The 17,179-nt window shown below is 68.5% G+C and carries 16 protein-coding genes; 4 read left to right on the forward strand and 12 right to left on the reverse strand.

Annotated elements, in window-relative coordinates:
- Positions 1-5: 5 nt before the first annotated feature.
- The gene (locus NNX35_RS02975; RefSeq protein WP_255765043.1) at positions 6-899 is read right to left on the reverse strand and encodes a rhodanese-related sulfurtransferase; all 894 of its coding nucleotides are present in this window, start codon (positions 897-899) and stop codon (positions 6-8) included.
- Between the two features lie 83 nt (positions 900-982).
- Here NNX35_RS02975 and NNX35_RS02980 point away from each other — a divergent pair, with 83 nt between their 5' ends.
- The gene (locus tag NNX35_RS02980; RefSeq protein WP_255866937.1) at positions 983-1,636 is read left to right on the forward strand and encodes a GNAT family N-acetyltransferase; all 654 of its coding nucleotides are present in this window, start codon (positions 983-985) and stop codon (positions 1,634-1,636) included.
- A gap of 70 nt (positions 1,637-1,706) precedes the next feature.
- Positions 1,707-4,046 (forward strand): DEAD/DEAH box helicase, encoded by a 2,340-nt coding sequence (locus NNX35_RS02985; RefSeq protein WP_255866938.1) that lies wholly within the window; start codon positions 1,707-1,709, stop codon positions 4,044-4,046.
- Between the two features lie 17 nt (positions 4,047-4,063).
- Here the strand turns inward: NNX35_RS02985 and NNX35_RS02990 are convergent, their stop codons facing one another.
- From NNX35_RS02990 to ssd, 7 genes are all read right to left on the reverse strand, one after another.
- Positions 4,064-4,714, reverse strand: a complete 651-nt coding sequence (locus NNX35_RS02990; protein WP_255866939.1) for a hypothetical protein — start codon at positions 4,712-4,714, stop codon at positions 4,064-4,066.
- The gene (locus NNX35_RS02995; protein ID WP_255765047.1) at positions 4,692-5,120 is read right to left on the reverse strand and encodes a TadE family type IV pilus minor pilin; all 429 of its coding nucleotides are present in this window, start codon (positions 5,118-5,120) and stop codon (positions 4,692-4,694) included. Before NNX35_RS02995 ends, NNX35_RS02990 begins: the two co-directional genes overlap by 23 nt.
- A gap of 86 nt (positions 5,121-5,206) precedes the next feature.
- Positions 5,207-5,578, reverse strand: coding sequence for a DUF4244 domain-containing protein (locus NNX35_RS03000; protein WP_255866940.1), 372 nt, complete (start codon positions 5,576-5,578; stop codon positions 5,207-5,209).
- 150 nt (positions 5,579-5,728) lie between these two features.
- On the reverse strand, positions 5,729-6,340 hold the full coding sequence (locus NNX35_RS03005; protein WP_255866941.1) for a type II secretion system F family protein: 612 nt from the start codon (positions 6,338-6,340) through the stop codon (positions 5,729-5,731).
- Entirely contained in the window at positions 6,337-7,092 is a 756-nt protein-coding gene (locus tag NNX35_RS03010; RefSeq protein ID WP_255866942.1) for a type II secretion system F family protein, read from the reverse strand. Before NNX35_RS03010 ends, NNX35_RS03005 begins: the two co-directional genes overlap by 4 nt.
- Before the next feature lie 7 nt (positions 7,093-7,099).
- Positions 7,100-8,344: a TadA family conjugal transfer-associated ATPase gene (locus NNX35_RS03015; protein WP_304661092.1), complete on the reverse strand. Its 1,245-nt coding sequence runs from the start codon at positions 8,342-8,344 to the stop codon at positions 7,100-7,102.
- A 2-nt stretch (positions 8,345-8,346) separates the two neighbouring features.
- Complete coding sequence (gene ssd, locus NNX35_RS03020; protein WP_255866944.1) at positions 8,347-9,519, reverse strand: septum site-determining protein Ssd; 1,173 nt, start codon at positions 9,517-9,519, stop codon at positions 8,347-8,349.
- 245 nt (positions 9,520-9,764) lie between these two features.
- Here ssd and NNX35_RS03025 point away from each other — a divergent pair, with 245 nt between their 5' ends.
- Positions 9,765-12,188 (forward strand): alpha/beta fold hydrolase, encoded by a 2,424-nt coding sequence (locus tag NNX35_RS03025; protein WP_255866945.1) that lies wholly within the window; start codon positions 9,765-9,767, stop codon positions 12,186-12,188.
- Positions 12,189-12,195: 7 nt separating this feature from the next.
- On the opposite strand, the gene NNX35_RS03030 is transcribed toward NNX35_RS03025, so the two are convergent.
- Positions 12,196-12,462 carry a hypothetical protein gene (locus tag NNX35_RS03030; RefSeq protein WP_255866946.1) on the reverse strand — a complete coding sequence of 89 codons (267 nt, stop codon included), beginning with the start codon at positions 12,460-12,462 and terminating at the stop codon, positions 12,196-12,198.
- A 114-nt stretch (positions 12,463-12,576) separates the two neighbouring features.
- Here NNX35_RS03030 and NNX35_RS03035 point away from each other — a divergent pair, with 114 nt between their 5' ends.
- Positions 12,577-14,289 (forward strand): bifunctional 3'-5' exonuclease/DNA polymerase, encoded by a 1,713-nt coding sequence (locus NNX35_RS03035; protein WP_255866947.1) that lies wholly within the window; start codon positions 12,577-12,579, stop codon positions 14,287-14,289.
- A 9-nt stretch (positions 14,290-14,298) separates the two neighbouring features.
- On the opposite strand, the gene NNX35_RS03040 is transcribed toward NNX35_RS03035, so the two are convergent.
- Genes NNX35_RS03040 through NNX35_RS03050 form a run of 3 tightly spaced genes read right to left on the reverse strand, consistent with a single transcriptional unit; the run spans position 14,299 to position 17,081 of the window.
- Positions 14,299-14,982 (reverse strand): CoA pyrophosphatase, encoded by a 684-nt coding sequence (locus NNX35_RS03040; protein WP_370646932.1) that lies wholly within the window; start codon positions 14,980-14,982, stop codon positions 14,299-14,301.
- Positions 14,979-15,776, reverse strand: coding sequence for an endonuclease III (nth, locus tag NNX35_RS03045; protein ID WP_255866948.1), 798 nt, complete (start codon positions 15,774-15,776; stop codon positions 14,979-14,981). Before nth ends, NNX35_RS03040 begins: the two co-directional genes overlap by 4 nt.
- Before the next feature lie 51 nt (positions 15,777-15,827).
- Entirely contained in the window at positions 15,828-17,081 is a 1,254-nt protein-coding gene (locus NNX35_RS03050; protein WP_255866949.1) for a hypothetical protein, read from the reverse strand.
- Positions 17,082-17,179: the final 98 nt, after the last annotated feature.

Consider the following 17,179-nt stretch of genomic DNA (forward strand, 5'->3'; position numbering starts at 1 on the left):
GGGCGTTACCCGTCGCAGCCGTCGGGGCAGCGGAGCGTGGCGGGGTCCGAGGCGCAGTCCGCGCAGTACAGGGTCAGCTTGCGGCAGGACGGGTTGGAGCAGTTCTCGAACTTGCTCGTGGGGGCCTGGCAACGCACGCACTGGCCGATGGTCACGGCGTCGTCCGTGAATTCGGTGTGCATCCGCTTGTCAAAGACGTAGAGCGAGCCTTCCCAGAGGCCCTTGTCGCCGTAGGTTTCCCCGTATCGGACAATGCCGCCCTTCATCTGGTAGACCTCGGAGAACCCGCGGTTCACCATCAGGCTGGAGAGCACCTCGCAGCGGATGCCTCCGGTGCAGTAGGTGACCACCGGCTTGTCCTTGAGGTCGTCGTACTTGCCCGATTCCAGTTCGGCGATGAAGTCATGCGTGGTGGACACGTCGGGCACCACGGCGCCCTTGAACTTGCCGATCTGCGCTTCGAAGGCGTTGCGTCCGTCGAAAAAGACCACTTCCTCGCCGGCCTTTTCCTTCTCTTCGACCAGCTGGTGGAGTTCTTCCGGGCGCAGGTGCGTGCCGCCGCCGACCACGCCGTTTTCGTCCACCTTCAATTCGCCCGGTGCGCCGAAACTCACTATCTCGTTGCGCACCTTCACGCTCAGGCGCGGGAAATCCTCCGCGGAGCCCTCGGAGTACTTGATGTCCATCTTCTTGAAGGCGGGGTATTCCCGGGTGGCCTTGACGTAGGCCTTGACGGCGTCCAACTCTCCCCCGACGGTGCCGTTGATGCCGTCCTGCGAGATCAGGATGCGCCCGCGCAGGCCCAGTTTTTCGCAGAGCGCGCGCTGCCAGAGGCGGATTGCCTCCGGGTCGGGAAGAGGAGTGAAAGCGTAATACAGTGCGATTCGGTTCAGTGCCACAAGACAAGGGTAGACCGAGGCAGGCATCCGCATTTCATCTCGGATGCATACCGTTCGCACCGGGTGGCCGCTAGTGTGCATCTATGAGAGCGCTGGATGACGATTTGCTTGAGACCTGGGTCTCCGGGTGGGCCCAGGCCAGAGGGTACCGGACCCGCCATGAGGGCCGCTTTCCGGCGGCACTCCTGCATGACCGGACCAATGACTGGGAGTATTTCGCGCTCGAACCCTCCCACGACGAGTTCGCCGCCCTGGCTTCTTCCGCCCGGCACAGCCCCACCCGGCTGTTCACCATCGTGACCACGCGGGTCCACGAAATCCATGGGGCGGCGTCCGTGTACGGGCTGCACCTCCGTTCAAGCGACGAGGTCCTGATGGTCGCCGATATGGCGGGCCAGGACATCGAATACCCCGTGCTGCCGTGGGACGACTATGAAACCGAAAGCACCCACGAGAACAAGGTGGGCACCGTAACGGTGCTTGACGCGGGGCAGCCGATAGCGCAGGGACGGGTCGCTGTGATCGACGGTTACGCCGTGTTTGACCGGATCATCACGGAGCCTGCGTACCGTCGCCGGGGCTTGGGAAGCTACGTGATGCGGGCATTAACCGCGCTGGCGTTGGAGGACGACGCCGATTCCGGGCTGCTTATCGCCTCGCTGGACGGGCAGGAGCTCTACCGGTACCTGGGCTGGGAGTCCCTCGCCGCCGTCGTTATGTTCGAGCCGCGGCTTTGACCTTCGTACCCCCTTTTCCCCCGGCAGTGAACATGCGTGCCCGCGGATTTCCGGGTGGGACAATGAGCACGTGGCTCTTCATGATTCCCTGATTCCGCTGCTGGGCGGCGGCGCCGAGCCCGAGCAGCTGATGCACGTGCACCATATTCCTGCGCGCCGTGCCGTCACCGCGCCGTGGCCCGAATGGGCGCACCCCGACGTCGTTGCCGCCTACCAGCGCCGCGGCATCCACGAGCCGTGGGCGCACCAGATGGAAGCCGCCGAAGCCGCACACAGCGGGCAGCACACGATCATTGCCACCGGCACGGCGTCGGGCAAGTCGCTGGCCTACCAGCTGCCCGTCCTCGACGCGATCCACCGTACTTCCCTCGACGACCGCGCCACGCTGGAGCCCTCCGGCGCCGTCGCACTGTATCTGGCCCCCACCAAGGCGCTGGCTGCCGATCAGCTTGCCGCGGTCAAGTCGCTGCAGCTTCCCACGGTCCGGGCCGAGACGTACGACGGCGACACGGACACGGGTGCCAGGCGCTGGATCCGGGACCATGCCAACCTCGTGCTCGCCAACCCGGACATGCTGCACTTCGGCGTCCTGCCGAACCACGCCTGGTGGGCGCGGTTCTTCCGCCGCCTGAAATACGTCATCATCGACGAGGCGCACAGCTACCGCGGGGTCTTCGGTTCGAATGTCGCCAACCTGATGCGCCGACTCCGGCGGATCTGCCGGTACTACGGTGCCGATCCGGTGTTCATCGGTGCCTCGGCCACTTCCGCCGAACCGTCGGATTCCTTCAGCAGGCTGATCGGTGCACCGGTCACCGCCGTGACGCAGGATCATTCGCCGCACGGGTCCACCACGGTGGCCTTGTGGGAGCCGCAGCTGACCGAGCTGAAGGGCGAGAACGGAGCACGGTCGCGGCGCACAGTGGTGGCGGAGACCGCCGATCTGCTGGCCAACCTGGTCGCAGCGCAGGTCCGCACCATCGCTTTCATCAAATCCCGCCGCGGGGCGGAAACCATTGCCACCATCACCCGGCGGCTGCTGGACGAGGTACATCCATCCCTGCCGGACCGGGTGGCGGCCTACCGTTCCGGCTACCTGCCGGAGGAACGGCGGGAGCTGGAACGGCGGCTGCGCAGCGGTGAACTGCTGGGTATCGCCAGCACCTCGGCGCTGGAACTGGGCATAGACATTTCCGGGCTGGACGCGGTGCTGGTTGCCGGCTGGCCTGGCACCCGGGCATCGCTGTTCCAGCAGATCGGCCGGGCCGGGCGGTCCGGGCAGGATGCGCTGGCCGCTTTTGTCGCCAGCGACGATCCGCTCGACACCTATCTGGTGCACCATCCCGAGGCCATTTTCGACATTTCGGTGGAGGCGACGGTCTTTGACCCGTCCAACCCGTACGTGCTGGGACCGCATCTGTGCGCTGCCGCGGCCGAGCTGCCGATAACTCCGGACGAACGGGAGCTGTTCGGTCCCACCGCGGGCGGGCTGCTGGAGCAGCTCGTGGACCAGGGCTATCTGCGGCGCCGGCCCTCCGGCTGGTTCTGGACGCATCCGGAAAGCGCCGCGTCCATGGTCAACCTGCGGGCGGCCGGCGGCGGGCCGATCAACATCGTCGAAACCGAGACCGGCACGCTGCTGGGCACCATGGACTCCCCGCAGGCGCAGTACCAGGCGCACACCGGGGCAATCTACGTCCATCAGGGGCAGACGTTCCTGGTGGATGAGCTCAACGAGGCCGACCACTGCGCCATGGTCACCCTCACCAATCCGGAGTTCTACACCCAGGCCCGTGACATCACGCAGGTAGAGGTGCTGGAAACGGACCGCACCTCCGAGTGGAACGGCATCCAGGTCTGCTTCGGCACGGTGAAGGTCACCACGCAGGTGGTCTCCTACCAGCGCAAGGCCCTGATCTCGAACGAGATCCTCGGTGAGGAGCCGTTGGAACTGGAGGCCAAGGAACTGTTCACCAAGGCCGTGTGGTTTGTCATAGATGAGAAGTTCCTCGTCTCGGCCGGGCTTGCCTCTGCTGATTTCCCCGGTTCCCTGCATGCCGCCGAACACGCTTCCATCGGCATGCTGCCGCTCGTGGCGACCAGCGACCGCTGGGACATCGGCGGGGTATCCACTGCCCTGCATGCAGACACTGAGAAGCCGACCATCTTCGTGTACGACGGGCATCCCGGCGGCGCCGGCTTTGCCGAGCGAGGTTACGAGGCGGCACGGATCTGGCTGGCTGCGACCCGCGATGCCATCCGTGCCTGCGAATGCGACGGCGGCTGCCCCTCCTGCGTGCAGTCCCCCAAATGCGGCAACAAGAACAATCCGCTGGATAAGAAGGGTGCCGTCACGCTCCTGAATGTGCTGTTGGACCACGCTCCGGAGGCCCTGGCCCTGACCTCCTAGCCGGACGGCCGCCAGACCTAGCCGGGAGGTCCGGCTCGTGCCCGGGCCGTGGCCGGCACCGGAAGCGCCGGGACCTGCACTTCCATTTCCACGGTGACGGTGCCGGAACGTGGATCCGCAGTGCAGTCGCGCAGTGCGGCGTTGTTGCGCGCGGCTACTTCTCCGGCCACCCTGCAGGCATTCCCGGTGCGGGAAGCGGCACCTGCACCGGGGTCGGCGTCGGCATCGGCATCGAGGCGACTGGAACCCTGGTTGCCGGCATCGGCGCCCGTACCGCCACCGAGGCCGCTGGAACCCTGAATGCCGGCAGCGTAGTCCGCGCTGGGAGCGGTTCCGGGCGGCCCCAGCCCGCGCAGGGCATCCGCACCGGCGAGCGCGGCGAGATCCGCGGCAGCGGCGGCCCGTACAGCAGCCACTGATGCCTGCACCATCACCAGTGCGACCACGGAGAACCCCAGCAACACCATGCAGATCGCCAGCGCGGCAACCGTACCGGCACCCCGGTCATTCGGTGCGGTGTTAGCAGCGGTGTTGGCCGGTTCTGTCCTGCCTTCATCCCTGCCTTCCGTCCTGCCTTCCGTTCCGCCTTCCGGACGGCTGGCGTCGGGATCCCCGTGGGCTCCGGCCACATCTTCGGCTTGGGGTTTACCCGGTGGACGGAATGCCATGCGGCAGGCCTCCGTCCCCCGGGAAAGCGACGGCGTCGGCGGAGAGTTCCAGCGGGAGCAGGCTCAGCACGGGCAGGGTCAGGGAACTGCGCACCTCCACAGCGGTCCATGCCCCCTCAACAGAGAGGATCAGCTCGGCCGAATCGCCGGCCAGCCGCTGAACTGCAGCCGCCGCGGCGGGCTGATCTGCGCGCATGACCTCACGCGCCGCCGCCCGGGCTGCCTCCTCCAGCCGAAGCTGGGTGATACCTGCGGAAATACCGGTCAGCCCGCCCACCAGGACAAGCACAATGGCTGGCAGCGCCACCGCGAACTCGGCTGTCACCGCTCCGCGGTCGCTCTGTCTCGGAGTTTCGCGTGCCGCACCGGCGGCTGTCATCTTCTGCCTCGCGTCCTGTGGTTTCACGGCTGCGATCCCCGCCGACTCCGCTGTGACGGCTGGTCCAGGCATGTCTGTCCCGTTGGCACTTTCCCGCACTCCGTTCCCTTCGCCTACCCCAAAGTCAGCGCGGACCGGATGAGTGAGACCAGCATGCCGCGGACCTCGTCACCGCCCAGGATGATGGCCAGCAAACCCGCAAAAGCCACGGCCGCCAGCGTGGCAATGGCATATTCGGCGGTGGCCATGCCGGCCTCTCGGTCATCCCACGACGGATCCACCGGTTCCTGCGTTGCCGGCAGCGGCTTCACCAGTGTCAGGCGGGGAGCTTCCTCGGCAGTGCGCCCGGACAGGCTGTACACCCCGTGGCTGCCGTCCGATTCCGGGTTCGGGCAGGCCTGCCGTCTGTCCTGCCCTCCCCCATCCATTTCGGAGCGGGCAGCGGCCTGGGATGGTGCGGCGACGGATCTGGTGCTGTGTGGCATGTGTCTTTCCTCCTGCTGAAAGGGTCTGAACTTCGATCCTGCCTCCGGCCGCCGGCCGACGGTTGCAGCCCCGACGCTGATGGGGACAACCCCGATCCGGCGGTGGGCTGTGGAGGAACAAACAGGTGAAACCAGTCCTGCCGAAACGGGTTATTTCCACCCTGGCAGCAGGGACATCAGCAGCGGTACCACGGTCAAAGCCACAAACGCGGGCAGCGAACACAACCCCAGCGGCATCACCAGACGAACCCCGAGCGCCGCTGCACGCCGCCTGCTCTCCGTCTGCCGGCGCCGCCGAAGGGCGTCCGCCTGGGAATGAAGCACAGCAGCTGACGGTGCCCCCGTAACGGCTGTGAAGCGCAGCGCCGGACCGAGTGCCGCGAGTGCCGAGGCTGGCATTCCGCTGACCCGGGATACCCGTTCCCCACCCGTTGGCTGCGCTCCGGCGGAGGCGCAACCGGCGGACAACTGCCACGCGGCATCCCAGGGAATTCCGAGGTCCAGTGCCTGCAGGAGCCGGTCAAGATCCTGGGACGTAGCCGGATCCACGCCGTCACGCAGAATGGCCAACGCCGAGGGCAGCGGTTGTCCCGCTTCCAACATCGCCGCAATCAAATCCAGCATCAGGGCGGGATCGCCGGTGCTGCCCTCCGACCCGGGTTCGATCCTCTGCCGGAGGTGCTGCTGCCGCGGACGCTCCTCGGATCCGGTCAGGAGCAGGGCGGCCGTCGAAAGGAGCGCGAACACCAGCAGGCCGGTCATCCGGAATTGCCCTGCACCGGAGCCTGGGCGTTCCGCACCAGCCGTGAAGACCACAGACGCCCTGCCAGCCAGAACCCGGTCCCGGCTGCAGCCGCAAGCCACCCCAGCGGCGTCGCCGTCAGGATCTGCAGCGGGTTGCCGCCCAGCAGGTAGCCCAGGAGGATCCCGCCGCCCGGCAGCCAGGTCAAGAGCCGCATAGTGGCACGCGGGCCGGCCATTGCCGCTTCCCGGTCCGAGGCGGCATCACGGGCGGCTTCCAGTTGCCCGGCATACCGGCTGAGCACAACGGCCAACGGGGCACCGCTCCGCTCCGATACGCGCAGGCAGACAGCCAAACCGGACCACAGCTGCTGCAGTGCCGGATCGGTTTCCCTGATGCCTGCCCGCTCCGCGGCGGCAAGCACCGGCACCGGACTAAGACCCAGCGCTGCCGACGCCGCGGCCGCCTGCAGCACCGGGGAAAAGGGGTGAACGGGGATCTCCGCTGAATCCGGGGCTTCGTACAGTGTGGCTGCGTCCGCCCAGATCCGATGGGTTGAGCGTCCCGCCGACAGCAGCCCCGCCAGTTCCCGCACCAGCAGCGCCGGGGCATCACCGTCGAGTTTTGGGCGAGGGCGACGGCGCCGCCGGAGAAGAAGGCCGTCCGCTACGCGCGCAGACCTGCGGCGGGCAACCGGCGGCCGGCGCGGCGGAGCCCCGAGTGTCAGGGCCGCGGCCGTGGCGAGGAGTACCGCGACGGTCAGCCCTGCCACGCCGACACTAACTGCCCGCCGGCACGGATCCGGCACCGCTTTCAGCGGCTGCCCGTACCTCCAGCCGCTGTTCGAGCTCGGACCACCCGCTGCCGCGCCGGTATTCCCCTCCGCTGAGGACCAGGGCCGGAACGGCAGTCAGTTTTCCGTCGGCGATCACCAGGACCGCAATCTCGGCAATGGTGCGGGTGCCGGCGGACCGGTGCAGATGGACCACCACGTCCAGGGCTGCTGCGGCCTGCAGCGCCACTGCTTCCGGCGCCATACCGGCAAGTGCGCCCAATGCCACCAACCGGGCAGGCACTCCCGCGGCAGAGTTGGCGTGAATGGTTCCGCCGGCTCCGTCGTGGCCGGTGTTCAGCGCTGCCAGGAGTTCCCGGACCTCGGCTCCCCTGCACTCCCCCACCACGAGGCGGTCCGGCCGCATGCGCAGGGCCTGCCGCACCAGTTCGGCCTGATCCAATACCCCGCTGCCCTCCACGTTTCCGTGCCGGCTCTGCAGGCCCACCACATGGGGATGGTCCGGTTCCAGTTCCGCTGCGTCCTCCACCAGCACCAGCCGTTCCTGCGGTCCACTTAGGGAAAGCAACGTGGAGAGAAGCGTCGTTTTCCCGGTGCCGGTGGCTCCGCTGACGAGAAAGTTCAAGCGTCGGCGGACAATGGCGCGGAGCAGGGCTTCACACTCACGGTCCAGGGTTCCGCCGCGTATCAGTTCCGCCAGGGTGAAAGACCGGCTCCGGTGAATACGGACCGAGAGGAGCGTAGCCCCGGTGGAAACCGGGCGGAGCACTGCATGCACACGGTAACCCTGCAGCTGGACATCGACGCAGGGACAGGAATCGTCCAGCCGCCGGCCCCCGGCCGCCACCAGGCGCGTGGCAAGGGCCTGCACCTCCGAGTCCGAGGCAAACCGGATGGCCGTCAGTTCCAAGCCGCGGCCGGCATCCACCCAGACCCGGTCCGGACCGTTCACCAGGATGTCGCTGACGCCGGGAAGCAATGCCAGCGGCTGAAGCGGGCCCAGGCCCTGCAGCTCGGCGCGCATGCGGTCCACCGCGTGCAGTGTCCCCTCGGAGCCCAGGAGCTGCCCGCTGGCCTGCACCGCTGCCGCGAGCCGTGCTCCAGTCACCGGTTCGGAGCGTGCCAGCATCCGGTCCCGCACCCGTGCCAACAGCGGATCCGGGCCAAGCGGCTGGCCAAGCGGCTGGCCACGCCGTGGGCGGTGAACTCCCCCGCTGCCGGCACCGGACATACTCACGGCGCTGCCCCAACCGGCCCGGACAACACCGTCGCCAGAATCCGCTGCGATACGCGCCTGATCCGGCGCCTTCCCGCACCCGCCAGCGCCTGGCCGTACTCCCCGCCGCTTCCCCGTTGGAAGGGCAGGTAACCGGACAGCGGCAACCCCAGGGCTTCGGCCACCAGGACTTCGTCCAATCCGTTTCCAAGCGGCCCGCGCACCACTACATGGGCCGGCACCTCCCGGAGGTACGGCAGCAATGCCTGCGCCCCCAGGACCCCGTTTGTCCGGCCCGGCACCGCCAACAGCACCTGGTCGCAGAAAGGCAGCAGCGACGCTGCGCCGACGGTCCGGCCCAAATCAACAACGGTCAGCTGATATCCGCTCCGCGCTGCGTCCATGACCGCCGCGGCAACAGCCTCATCAGCCGGAGGGAACCCTGTCCCCCTGCTCAAAAGCGAAAAGCCGGCGAGCGCCGGTAACCCGGCCGCGAGCTGCACGGGATTCAGGCTGCCGCTTAGCCCCTCCAAATCCGGCCAGCGGATCCCCTCCAGATCGGCGGCCCCCAAAGCCCACTCCAAGCCGACTCCCCAGGCATCCCCCTCCAGCAACAGCACCGAGTGGCCGATCTCAGCGGCATTGGCACTCAACCAGCACGCCACGGTGGAGGCACCGGTTCCCCCGCCGCCCAAGACCCCCAGGACCGTACCCCCGGCGAGGCTGCGCCGTCTGCCGAGAAAGCCCGCGAGCCAGCCGGCCGCTGCGGGGAGGACCGCGACCCGGCCCGCGGAACTTCCCGCAGCCGCGTCCCAGACGCTGGAGTCCTCCGCTAGGCTGACCACAATGACCTCGGGCTTCCCCGTTCCTGCCGAACCGGCTCCCGCAGCGGCGAGCGCGCGACCCGGCCCTCCTTGTTCGGCCAGGAACCGGAGGTGCCCGCTGCCCAGCAGCAGCACATCCGGTACCAAGGCCATCGCCTCTGGGATATCCGGAGCCACGGGAATCTCCACGCCGGCAGCTGCAGCGACCCGGGCCACTTCATCCTGCAGCGCCTGATCCGCGGCCACGAGCACAGCGACGACGGCGTCCCCGCCAGCCGTGCCCGGCAGCCTGCGGCCGGGCCGTGTTTCCGGCAGCCGTCGGGTGCGTGTCCGGCCGGTGCCCGGCGCACCTCGCTCCATGTCCATGCGCTTCACCGTCGCACCGAGGACCGGCCCGGTGTATCTGCCGCCCGATGCATCCTGAGGAACTGCTGCCGGCAAGAAGGTTGTGGAGGAAAGGTCCGGCCGCCTCCGGCTGCATCAGCTACCGTCGGAGGAATCCGATAGGGTCGGCGCTAACCGGGAGCGGACAATGCAGCAGGAACGGTTCAGCGACGGTTCGGCACCGACAATCCGGCACAGCGGCGTGCCGGCGAAGGAAGCGGAGAGTTATGGAAACCGACATGGAACATCTGGACGTGCTAATCATCGGCGCCGGCCTGAGCGGCATCGGCGCGGCCTGCCGCCTGCGCATGGACCATCCGGGGCGTTCCGTCGCCCTCTTGGAGACCCGCGGCCGCGCAGGCGGCACCTGGGACCTCTTCCGGTACCCCGGAATCCGCTCCGACTCGGACCTCTACACCTTCGGCTACGACTTCCGCCCGTGGCGTGAAGAGAAAGCCATTGCCGACGGCCCGAGCATCCTGCACTACCTCAAAGAGACCGCCGCCGAGTACGGTGTGGATTCCCTGATCCGCTACCACCACCGCGTGCTCTCCGCGGATTGGTCCAGCCGGGACGCGCACTGGACCGTCACGGTCGAGCGCACGCGGACGCCGGAAGCCGGCCCCGACCTTGTCCCGGCCGAACCGGTGGGGACCGGGGAGATCCTGCAGCTCACCGCCGGCTGGATCTTCAATGCCGCCGGCTACTACCGCTACGGTGAGGGCTACGCACCGGAGCTGCCCGACCGGGAACTGTTCGCCGGACCGGTGGTGCATCCGCAGCACTGGCCCGAGGAACTGGACGTCGCAGGGAAACGGATTGCGGTCCTTGGCAGCGGCGCTACGGCCGTCACCCTGGTTCCGGCGCTGGCGGAGATGGGCGCCAGCGTGACGATGGTCCAGCGCACGCCTACCTATATCCTTCCCGTCCCGGCGGAGGATCCGCTGGCCCGGCGGCTGCGCGGCGTCGTCGGGCCCGAACGCACCGGCCGGATCATGGCCGAGGTCAGTGCCCGCCGCCAGCGGGCCATCTGGGTGTTCTGCCAGCGCTGGCCGAACCTTGCCCGGAAGCTCATCCGCGGTATCCAGTCCCGTAATGTACCGGATGGTTTTGAGCTGGATAAGCACCTGAACCCGCCGTACCGGCCGTGGGACCAGCGGCTGTGCGCGGTGCCGGACGGCGATTTCTTCACCGCCCTGCGCAGCGGCAACACAACCGTGGTGACCGGCCGGACCACCGGGTTTACCGAGCGCGGCCTCCGGCTGGCCTCCGGAGAGGAAGTGGCGGCCGACGTCGTGGTGACCGCCACCGGATTCACCGTCCAGGTGCTGGGCGGTATGGAACTGAAGCTTGACGGCGTGCGGGTAAACCTGGCCGAGCACATTGCCTACCGCGGAGTGATGCTCAGCGACATCCCGAACATGGCCTTCGCCATCGGTTACACCAACGCCTCCTGGACGCTGAAGGTCGGGCTTCTGACGCAGTGGTTCTCGCGGCTGCTCAGTTCCATGGACCGGCACGGCTACACATCGGCCGTCCCCGTGGCGCCGCCGGGCATGCCCACCCGGCCGCTGCTGGACTTTGGCGCCGGGTATGTCCAGCGCAGCCTGTCGTCGCTGCCCCGGCAGGGCGACCAGGCTCCCTGGCTGATGACCATGAACTTCCTGGCCGACCGGAGGGACCTGCAGAAAGGCGCGCTGGCGGACGAGTACCTGCACTTCAGCGGCGATGCCGGCGGGGCCGACAATTCGGCGGAGGACCGGTTCGTCACGCTCGAGTCCGGGCTGCGGCTGTGTTACCGGATCGAGGGGCCCGACGACGGCGAGCCGGTGGTTCTTTTGTCCGGCCTCGGCCTGGACCTGGCGGCGTGGCCGGCGGAATTCGTGCAGGGCCTGACTGCTGCCGGTTACCGCGTCATCCGGCCGGATAACCGGGACGTCGGACGCTCCGGTCGAATGGACACCCCCACGCCCACCCTGCTGCATCAGGCACTCGCCCGGCCGATGCCCGGCGCCTACCGGATTGAGGACATGGCCGACGACGTCGCGGGGCTGCTCGAGCACCTGCAGGTGGGCCGGGCCCACATGGTGGGGATGTCGCTTGGCGGCATGATCGCCCAGTCCGTGGCCGCCCATCACCCGGACCGCGTCCTGACCCTGACCTCCGTCATCTCCACCACGGGAGCCCGGGACGTGGGTGCCGCAGCTTTCTCCACCAAGCGCCGGTTCGCGGCACGGCCGCCGCGGACCCGCGAGGAGTTCATCCGGGCACGCGTGGCCATGATGCGTCATCTTTCCGGGCGGACCCACCCGGCGGATCCGGCGACGGAAGCCGAACTGGCCGGCCAGGCCTGGGACCGCGGAGCCTATCCGGACGGCGGGACGGCCCGGGCCCGGCAGCTCGGCGCCATCCATGCCTCCGCCGACCGCACCGGGGCCCTGGCCGGAATCCGGGTACCGACACTTGTCATCCACGGCGACCGGGATCCGATTGTGCATCCCAGCGGGGGCGCCGCGACGGTGGCCGCCATACCCGGCTCACGGCTGGCCACGATCCCCGGTATGGGCCACTACTTCTCCCCCGCGGTGGTGCCCGAACTGCTGAGGCTCGTCACCGGGCACCTGGGCGCCCGCACCGTGGAATCGGCGTGAGTTTGAGCTAGTCGCCCATCCCGGGCTGCACCGGAACGACATTGATCTTGTTGGCGCCGGGGAAAACCTTCTTCGGCACACGGGAGAAACCCTTGGCATCCAGATGGTTCTTTGCGCGGAAAACGGCCACGGCGTCGTCGTACGCCTTGTTCAGCCGGGCGCCGGTGAGCACTTCGCTGGTTCCGTCGCTGAAGCGGACCGCGATGGAGGCGGAGGCCGGGAAATGCCGGTCCATACGAATAAAGCCGTCATTGTCCTGCTGAAGAGTGATCAAGTGGTTCCGCCCTGAGAGTTGGTGAGCTTCCAGTCTCCCCTATCGCCGCACCGCAGGTTCCCCCGCCCGAAGCAGCTAAGCACGGTGCTGCCGGTTCCGGGTGAGAATAGAAGCATGTACATCGTCCTCGCACCCGGCACCGGCGCTGCCCAGGCGAAGGACGAGACCTGGACCCTGCAGGAAACCGACGACGCCGGCGTTCCCTCCGCGCCCGCCGTCGTCATCACCCGGGACCGGCTGGCCGCGGCCGTTCGGCACTATGAACAACAGCCGGTCCGCTGGGTCTGGGAATCCGCCCGCGCAGTCTATTTCCGGCTGCTGGATGCCGGACTCACGGTGGAGCGCTGCCACGACCTCGCGCTGGTCCGCGGGATCCTGCGGTTCGCCGAGTCGGTGCCCTCCACTCCCTACATCGAAAAACTGCGCGCCGCGGAAGAGGCTCCAGACCCGGCACCCCGCCAGCTGCTCCCGGTCCAGCACTCCCCCGACCAGACCTCCATCTTCGATACCCTCGACGCCCCCGCCGGCACGGCGGCCGGACCGCAGCAGGCCACCGCTGCAGAGCTCGCCGCCGAGCTGGCGGACCAACTGGATGCGATCGCGCGTTCCGCGTCCCCGGCGAAACTGAACCTGCTGGCCGTCGCGGAGTCCACCGGCGGCCTGATTGCCGTGGAAATGGAAAACTCCGGCATCCCGTGGCGCCGGGACATCCACGAAGCCATGCTCCGGGACACCCTCGGCCCCCGGCCCCCGGAGGGCCAGCGCCCCGAAAAGCTCGAACAGCTGGCCGCGGAGCTGCGCCGGCTGCTGGGCAACCCCGGCTTCAACCCGGACTCCCCGCAGGAGCTGCTGCGTGCCCTGCACCGCGCCGGCATCGAGGTGCACAGCACCCGCTCCTGGGAGCTGCAGCAGCAGGACCATCCCGCCATCGAGCCGCTGCTGCAGTACAAAAAGCTGTCCCGGCTCCTGACCGCCAACGGGTGGGCCTGGCTGGATGCCTGGGTGGACGGCGGCCGCTTCCGGCCCGAGTACGTGGTGGGCGGCGTGGTGTCCGGGCGCTGGGCCTCGCGCGGCGGCGGGGCGCTGCAGATTCCCAAGACCGTGCGGGACGCCGTTCGCCCGGACCCCGGCCACCGGCTCATCGTGGCCGACGCCGCGCAGCTGGAACCCCGGGTCCTCGCTGCCCTGGGGCAGGACAATGCACTGGCGACAGCGGCCCGCGGCAAGGACCTCTACCAGGGCATCGCCGACCGCAGTTTCGACGGCGACCGGGCCAAGGCCAAGATGGCAATGCTCGGGGCCATGTACGGTGCCACCAGCGGGGAATCGGGCCGGCTGATGCCGGTGCTGACCCGCGCCTACCCGCAGGCCATCGCCGTGGTGGAACGCGGCGCCCGGGCAGGTGAGGCCGGGCAGGTGGTGAGCAGCCATCTGGGCCGCACTTCGCCGCCTGTTTCGGAACGCTGGCTCCGCGCCCAGCAAAGCACCAGCGCCGAGGAGCAGCGCCGCGCCGATTCACTCGCCCGCGCCCAGGGCCGGTTCACCCGCAACTTCGTGGTCCAGGCGACGGCGGCGGAATGGGCGCTGTGCTGGCTGGCGGAGATACGACGGCGGCTGCGGGCGGCGTCCTCGTCCTCCCCCGCCGGGGAACTGGTCTTTTTCCTGCATGACGAGGTGATGCTCCAGGTCCCCGCCGAACGGGTCGAGGAGGTCAGCGCGCTGGTGACGGAGGCAGCATCGGCGGCCACACGGCTGCTGTTCGGGCCGATTCCGCTGGAGTTCCCGGTGGTTACAGTTGCCGTGGACTCCTACGCGGACGCCAAGTAGCAGTGCCGACTAGAGAGCCGGAACGATGTCCCGGCCCTCATCCCAGGGCAGGGTCCAGCCCAGTTCATCCAGCACGGCGTTGAGGATGATGCCGGTGAAGCCCCACACCAGCACCCCGTTCACGCGGAAGGCCGGCGAACGGTACGTCCGCGAGCCGTTCGTGATGACGGCGGTCCGCCGGTTTTCCGGATTGAGCAGGTCGGCCACCGGTACGCGGAACACCGATGCGGACTCTCCGTAGTCCACCACGTCCACCGGCGTGGGCCGGTCCCACCAGCCCAGCACCGGGGTGACCAGGAAGTTGCTGACGGGCAGCCCCACCTCCGGCAGGGTCCCGAGGACCGTGACGCCGTCGGGGTCCAGTCCCGTTTCCTCCCGGGCTTCGCGAAGGGCAGCGGCTTCCGGGCCGGCGTCGCCGGCATCCAGGGAGCCGCCGGGAAAGGCCACCTGACCGGGGTGGTCGTTGAGTGTGGCTGCCCGCTCGATCAGCAGGACATCGAGTTCGGCGGGGACCCCGGCGGAGCGGAAGTCCGAGGGCTTGTCATCCAGGTTGCCGAAGAGAATCAGCACGGCGGCACGGCGGGCCGTGGCCGGATCCACGCTGCGGCGCATCAGCTCCAGGTTCGCGTCGAAGTAGGTGGTGCGGGCCGCTGCGGAGACACCCAGCGCCCGCAGATCGGCGTAGGCGCTCATGCTTCCAGACCGAAGCCGGCGGCCCGCAGCTGGGCCCGGGTTTCGGCGGCCATCATCCGGGCGTGCAGTTCCTCGCGGCCGGGGGCCAGCTCATACTTGAGCAGTTTGCGTGCCTTCTCGGGGTCCGTCTCGCCTTCACCGTAGGAGGGGCAGAGCTGGGCGACGGCGCAGGCGCCGCAGGCGGGTTTCTTGGCGTGGCAGACCCGCCGGCCGTGGAACACCACCCGGTTGGAAAGCGGGGTCCAGTCCTTCGGCTCGAACAGCGCCGCAACGTCTTCTTCCACCTTCACCGGGTCCGTGGCAGTGGTCCAGCCGAACCGGCGGGACAGGCGCCCGAAGTGGGTGTCCACCGTGATTCCCGGAACGCCGAAAGCGTTGCCAAGCACCACGTTGGCGGTCTTCCGGCCGACGCCGGGCAGGGTGACCAGGTCCTCGAGCCGGTCCGGCACTTCGCCGTCGAACTCGTCGACCAGCCGGGTGGACAAAGCTTTCACGCTGGCCGCTTTCGCACGGAAGAATCCGGTGGGCCGGATTATCTCCTGCAGCGTCTCCTCGTCGGCCTCCGCCATCGCCTTGGCGTCGGGGTACCGGGCGAAGAGGATGGGCGTGACGGCATTGACCCGGATGTCCGTGGTCTGCGCCGAAAGCACAGTGGCCACCAGCAGCTCAAACGCGTTGGTGAAGTCCAGCTCGGCCACGGCGTAGGGATAAACCTCGCCGAGCATCCGGTTGATCCGCCGTGCCCTCCGCTTCAAAGCGAGGAGGGACGGATCGCTGCCGGTTGCCTTTGCCACTGCTGGGTGTCCTTCTACTGACGGTTGGATACTGCTGATGGCCCGAACGTCCTACTGGTCGGCGTCGACGCGCTCAATGTTGCTGAGGTCGCGCAGCACGCCGATGCGTCCGGTGCGCTTGTCTTGGACAAGGAATTCGTCGCCGCGGTCTTCCAGGCCCAGTTCCCAGTCACCCGGGTGGAACATAAACAGCGGCAGGCCGGTGCGCTCGTCGACAATCTGGCGGGGGGTGCCCACGGCGAACCAGAACGCCTCGACCACTGCCTCGGACTCGTCACGGGTAGCGGTAATGGGTTCCGCGTTGCCGGCTTCGGCTTCGTGGGCCCCTGCTGCGGACGTTTCGGGGGTTCCGGCGCCGCGGACCACCGGATTCACGGTCGTGGCGGCCATGGGCTCCTCGGCCTGCATTCCGGCGGCCGGAGCGGCAGCGGGCTGCGCCTGCGTAGCCGGTGATGCCGTGGCAGGGGAAACCTGCGTCGAGGGGGCGGAGGCAGCGTGCGCGGAGGTGGCGGGAGCGGCCGCTGCCGCCCCGGCGGTGGAGGTTCCGACGACGGCGGTGCCGCCCTGAGCGGAAAGTTCGGAGCCGCCCTGGCTCGGCGCGTCATGCACGGTGGTGCGAGTGTCCTCGTTGCGGCGCAGCGGGTTGGTGAAACGGCGGGCGCCGGCGGCGTTCTCCGTCTCCGGCTTCGCTTCAGGCTTCGGGCGGGCCGGACGCGGACGCAGCGGCAAAGCGTCGCGGGCAGTCAGCGCGGCAGCAGCTTCGGGGCGGTTACGGAATTCCCGGGCAAAGAAGGGAAGGTGCGGCGCCAGGGTGGTGGACACCACCAGGCCCAGGGAACCGACCAGCGCGACCATCGCGCCGACGCTGAAGTCGGTCACCGTCTGGATGAAGAAGAACGCCAGGGCCAGCACAGCTGCCACGGAGGCGAACTGGTCCAGGGAAAGCGATCCGACGCGGGGTTTCATCTTGGGTGCGAGGCGGCGGCCGGCAAACAGTCCGGCTACCAGCAGCGGCAGCAGGATGCCAATGCCGATGAAGAACAGGGAAAACGCATTCCAAAGGTTGAAGTCCTCTTCAAACCCAAGACGGGTCACCGTGAAGAACGGCAGGATGCTGCCCACGAGCATCACCAGGACCGAGGCGCCTACAACGGTGTCCCGAAGCCCGAAGGGCCCAACGAGGGCTTCCTGGTCCGTGGCGGCCGGATGTGCCTGCAGGCCCTTGTCCGTCGCGGAGGGGTGTCCGCCGGTTTCCGAAGATCCGGCCGTGGTGCGGGCCTCGTTCTCAACAGGGGGGTTGTTCATACTGATCTCCATTCACGACCCCCCTGCCGCTTGTCCGCACGGGGTGCGGACAAGAACTGGAGGTGCGCATCTACGGTACGTAGGCGGTTGCTTCCTTC

Origin of the sequence: Arthrobacter sp. zg-Y844, assembly GCF_024385465.1 — a bacterium.
In the GTDB taxonomy this organism is placed as follows: Bacteria; Actinomycetota; Actinomycetes; order Actinomycetales; family Micrococcaceae; genus Arthrobacter_B.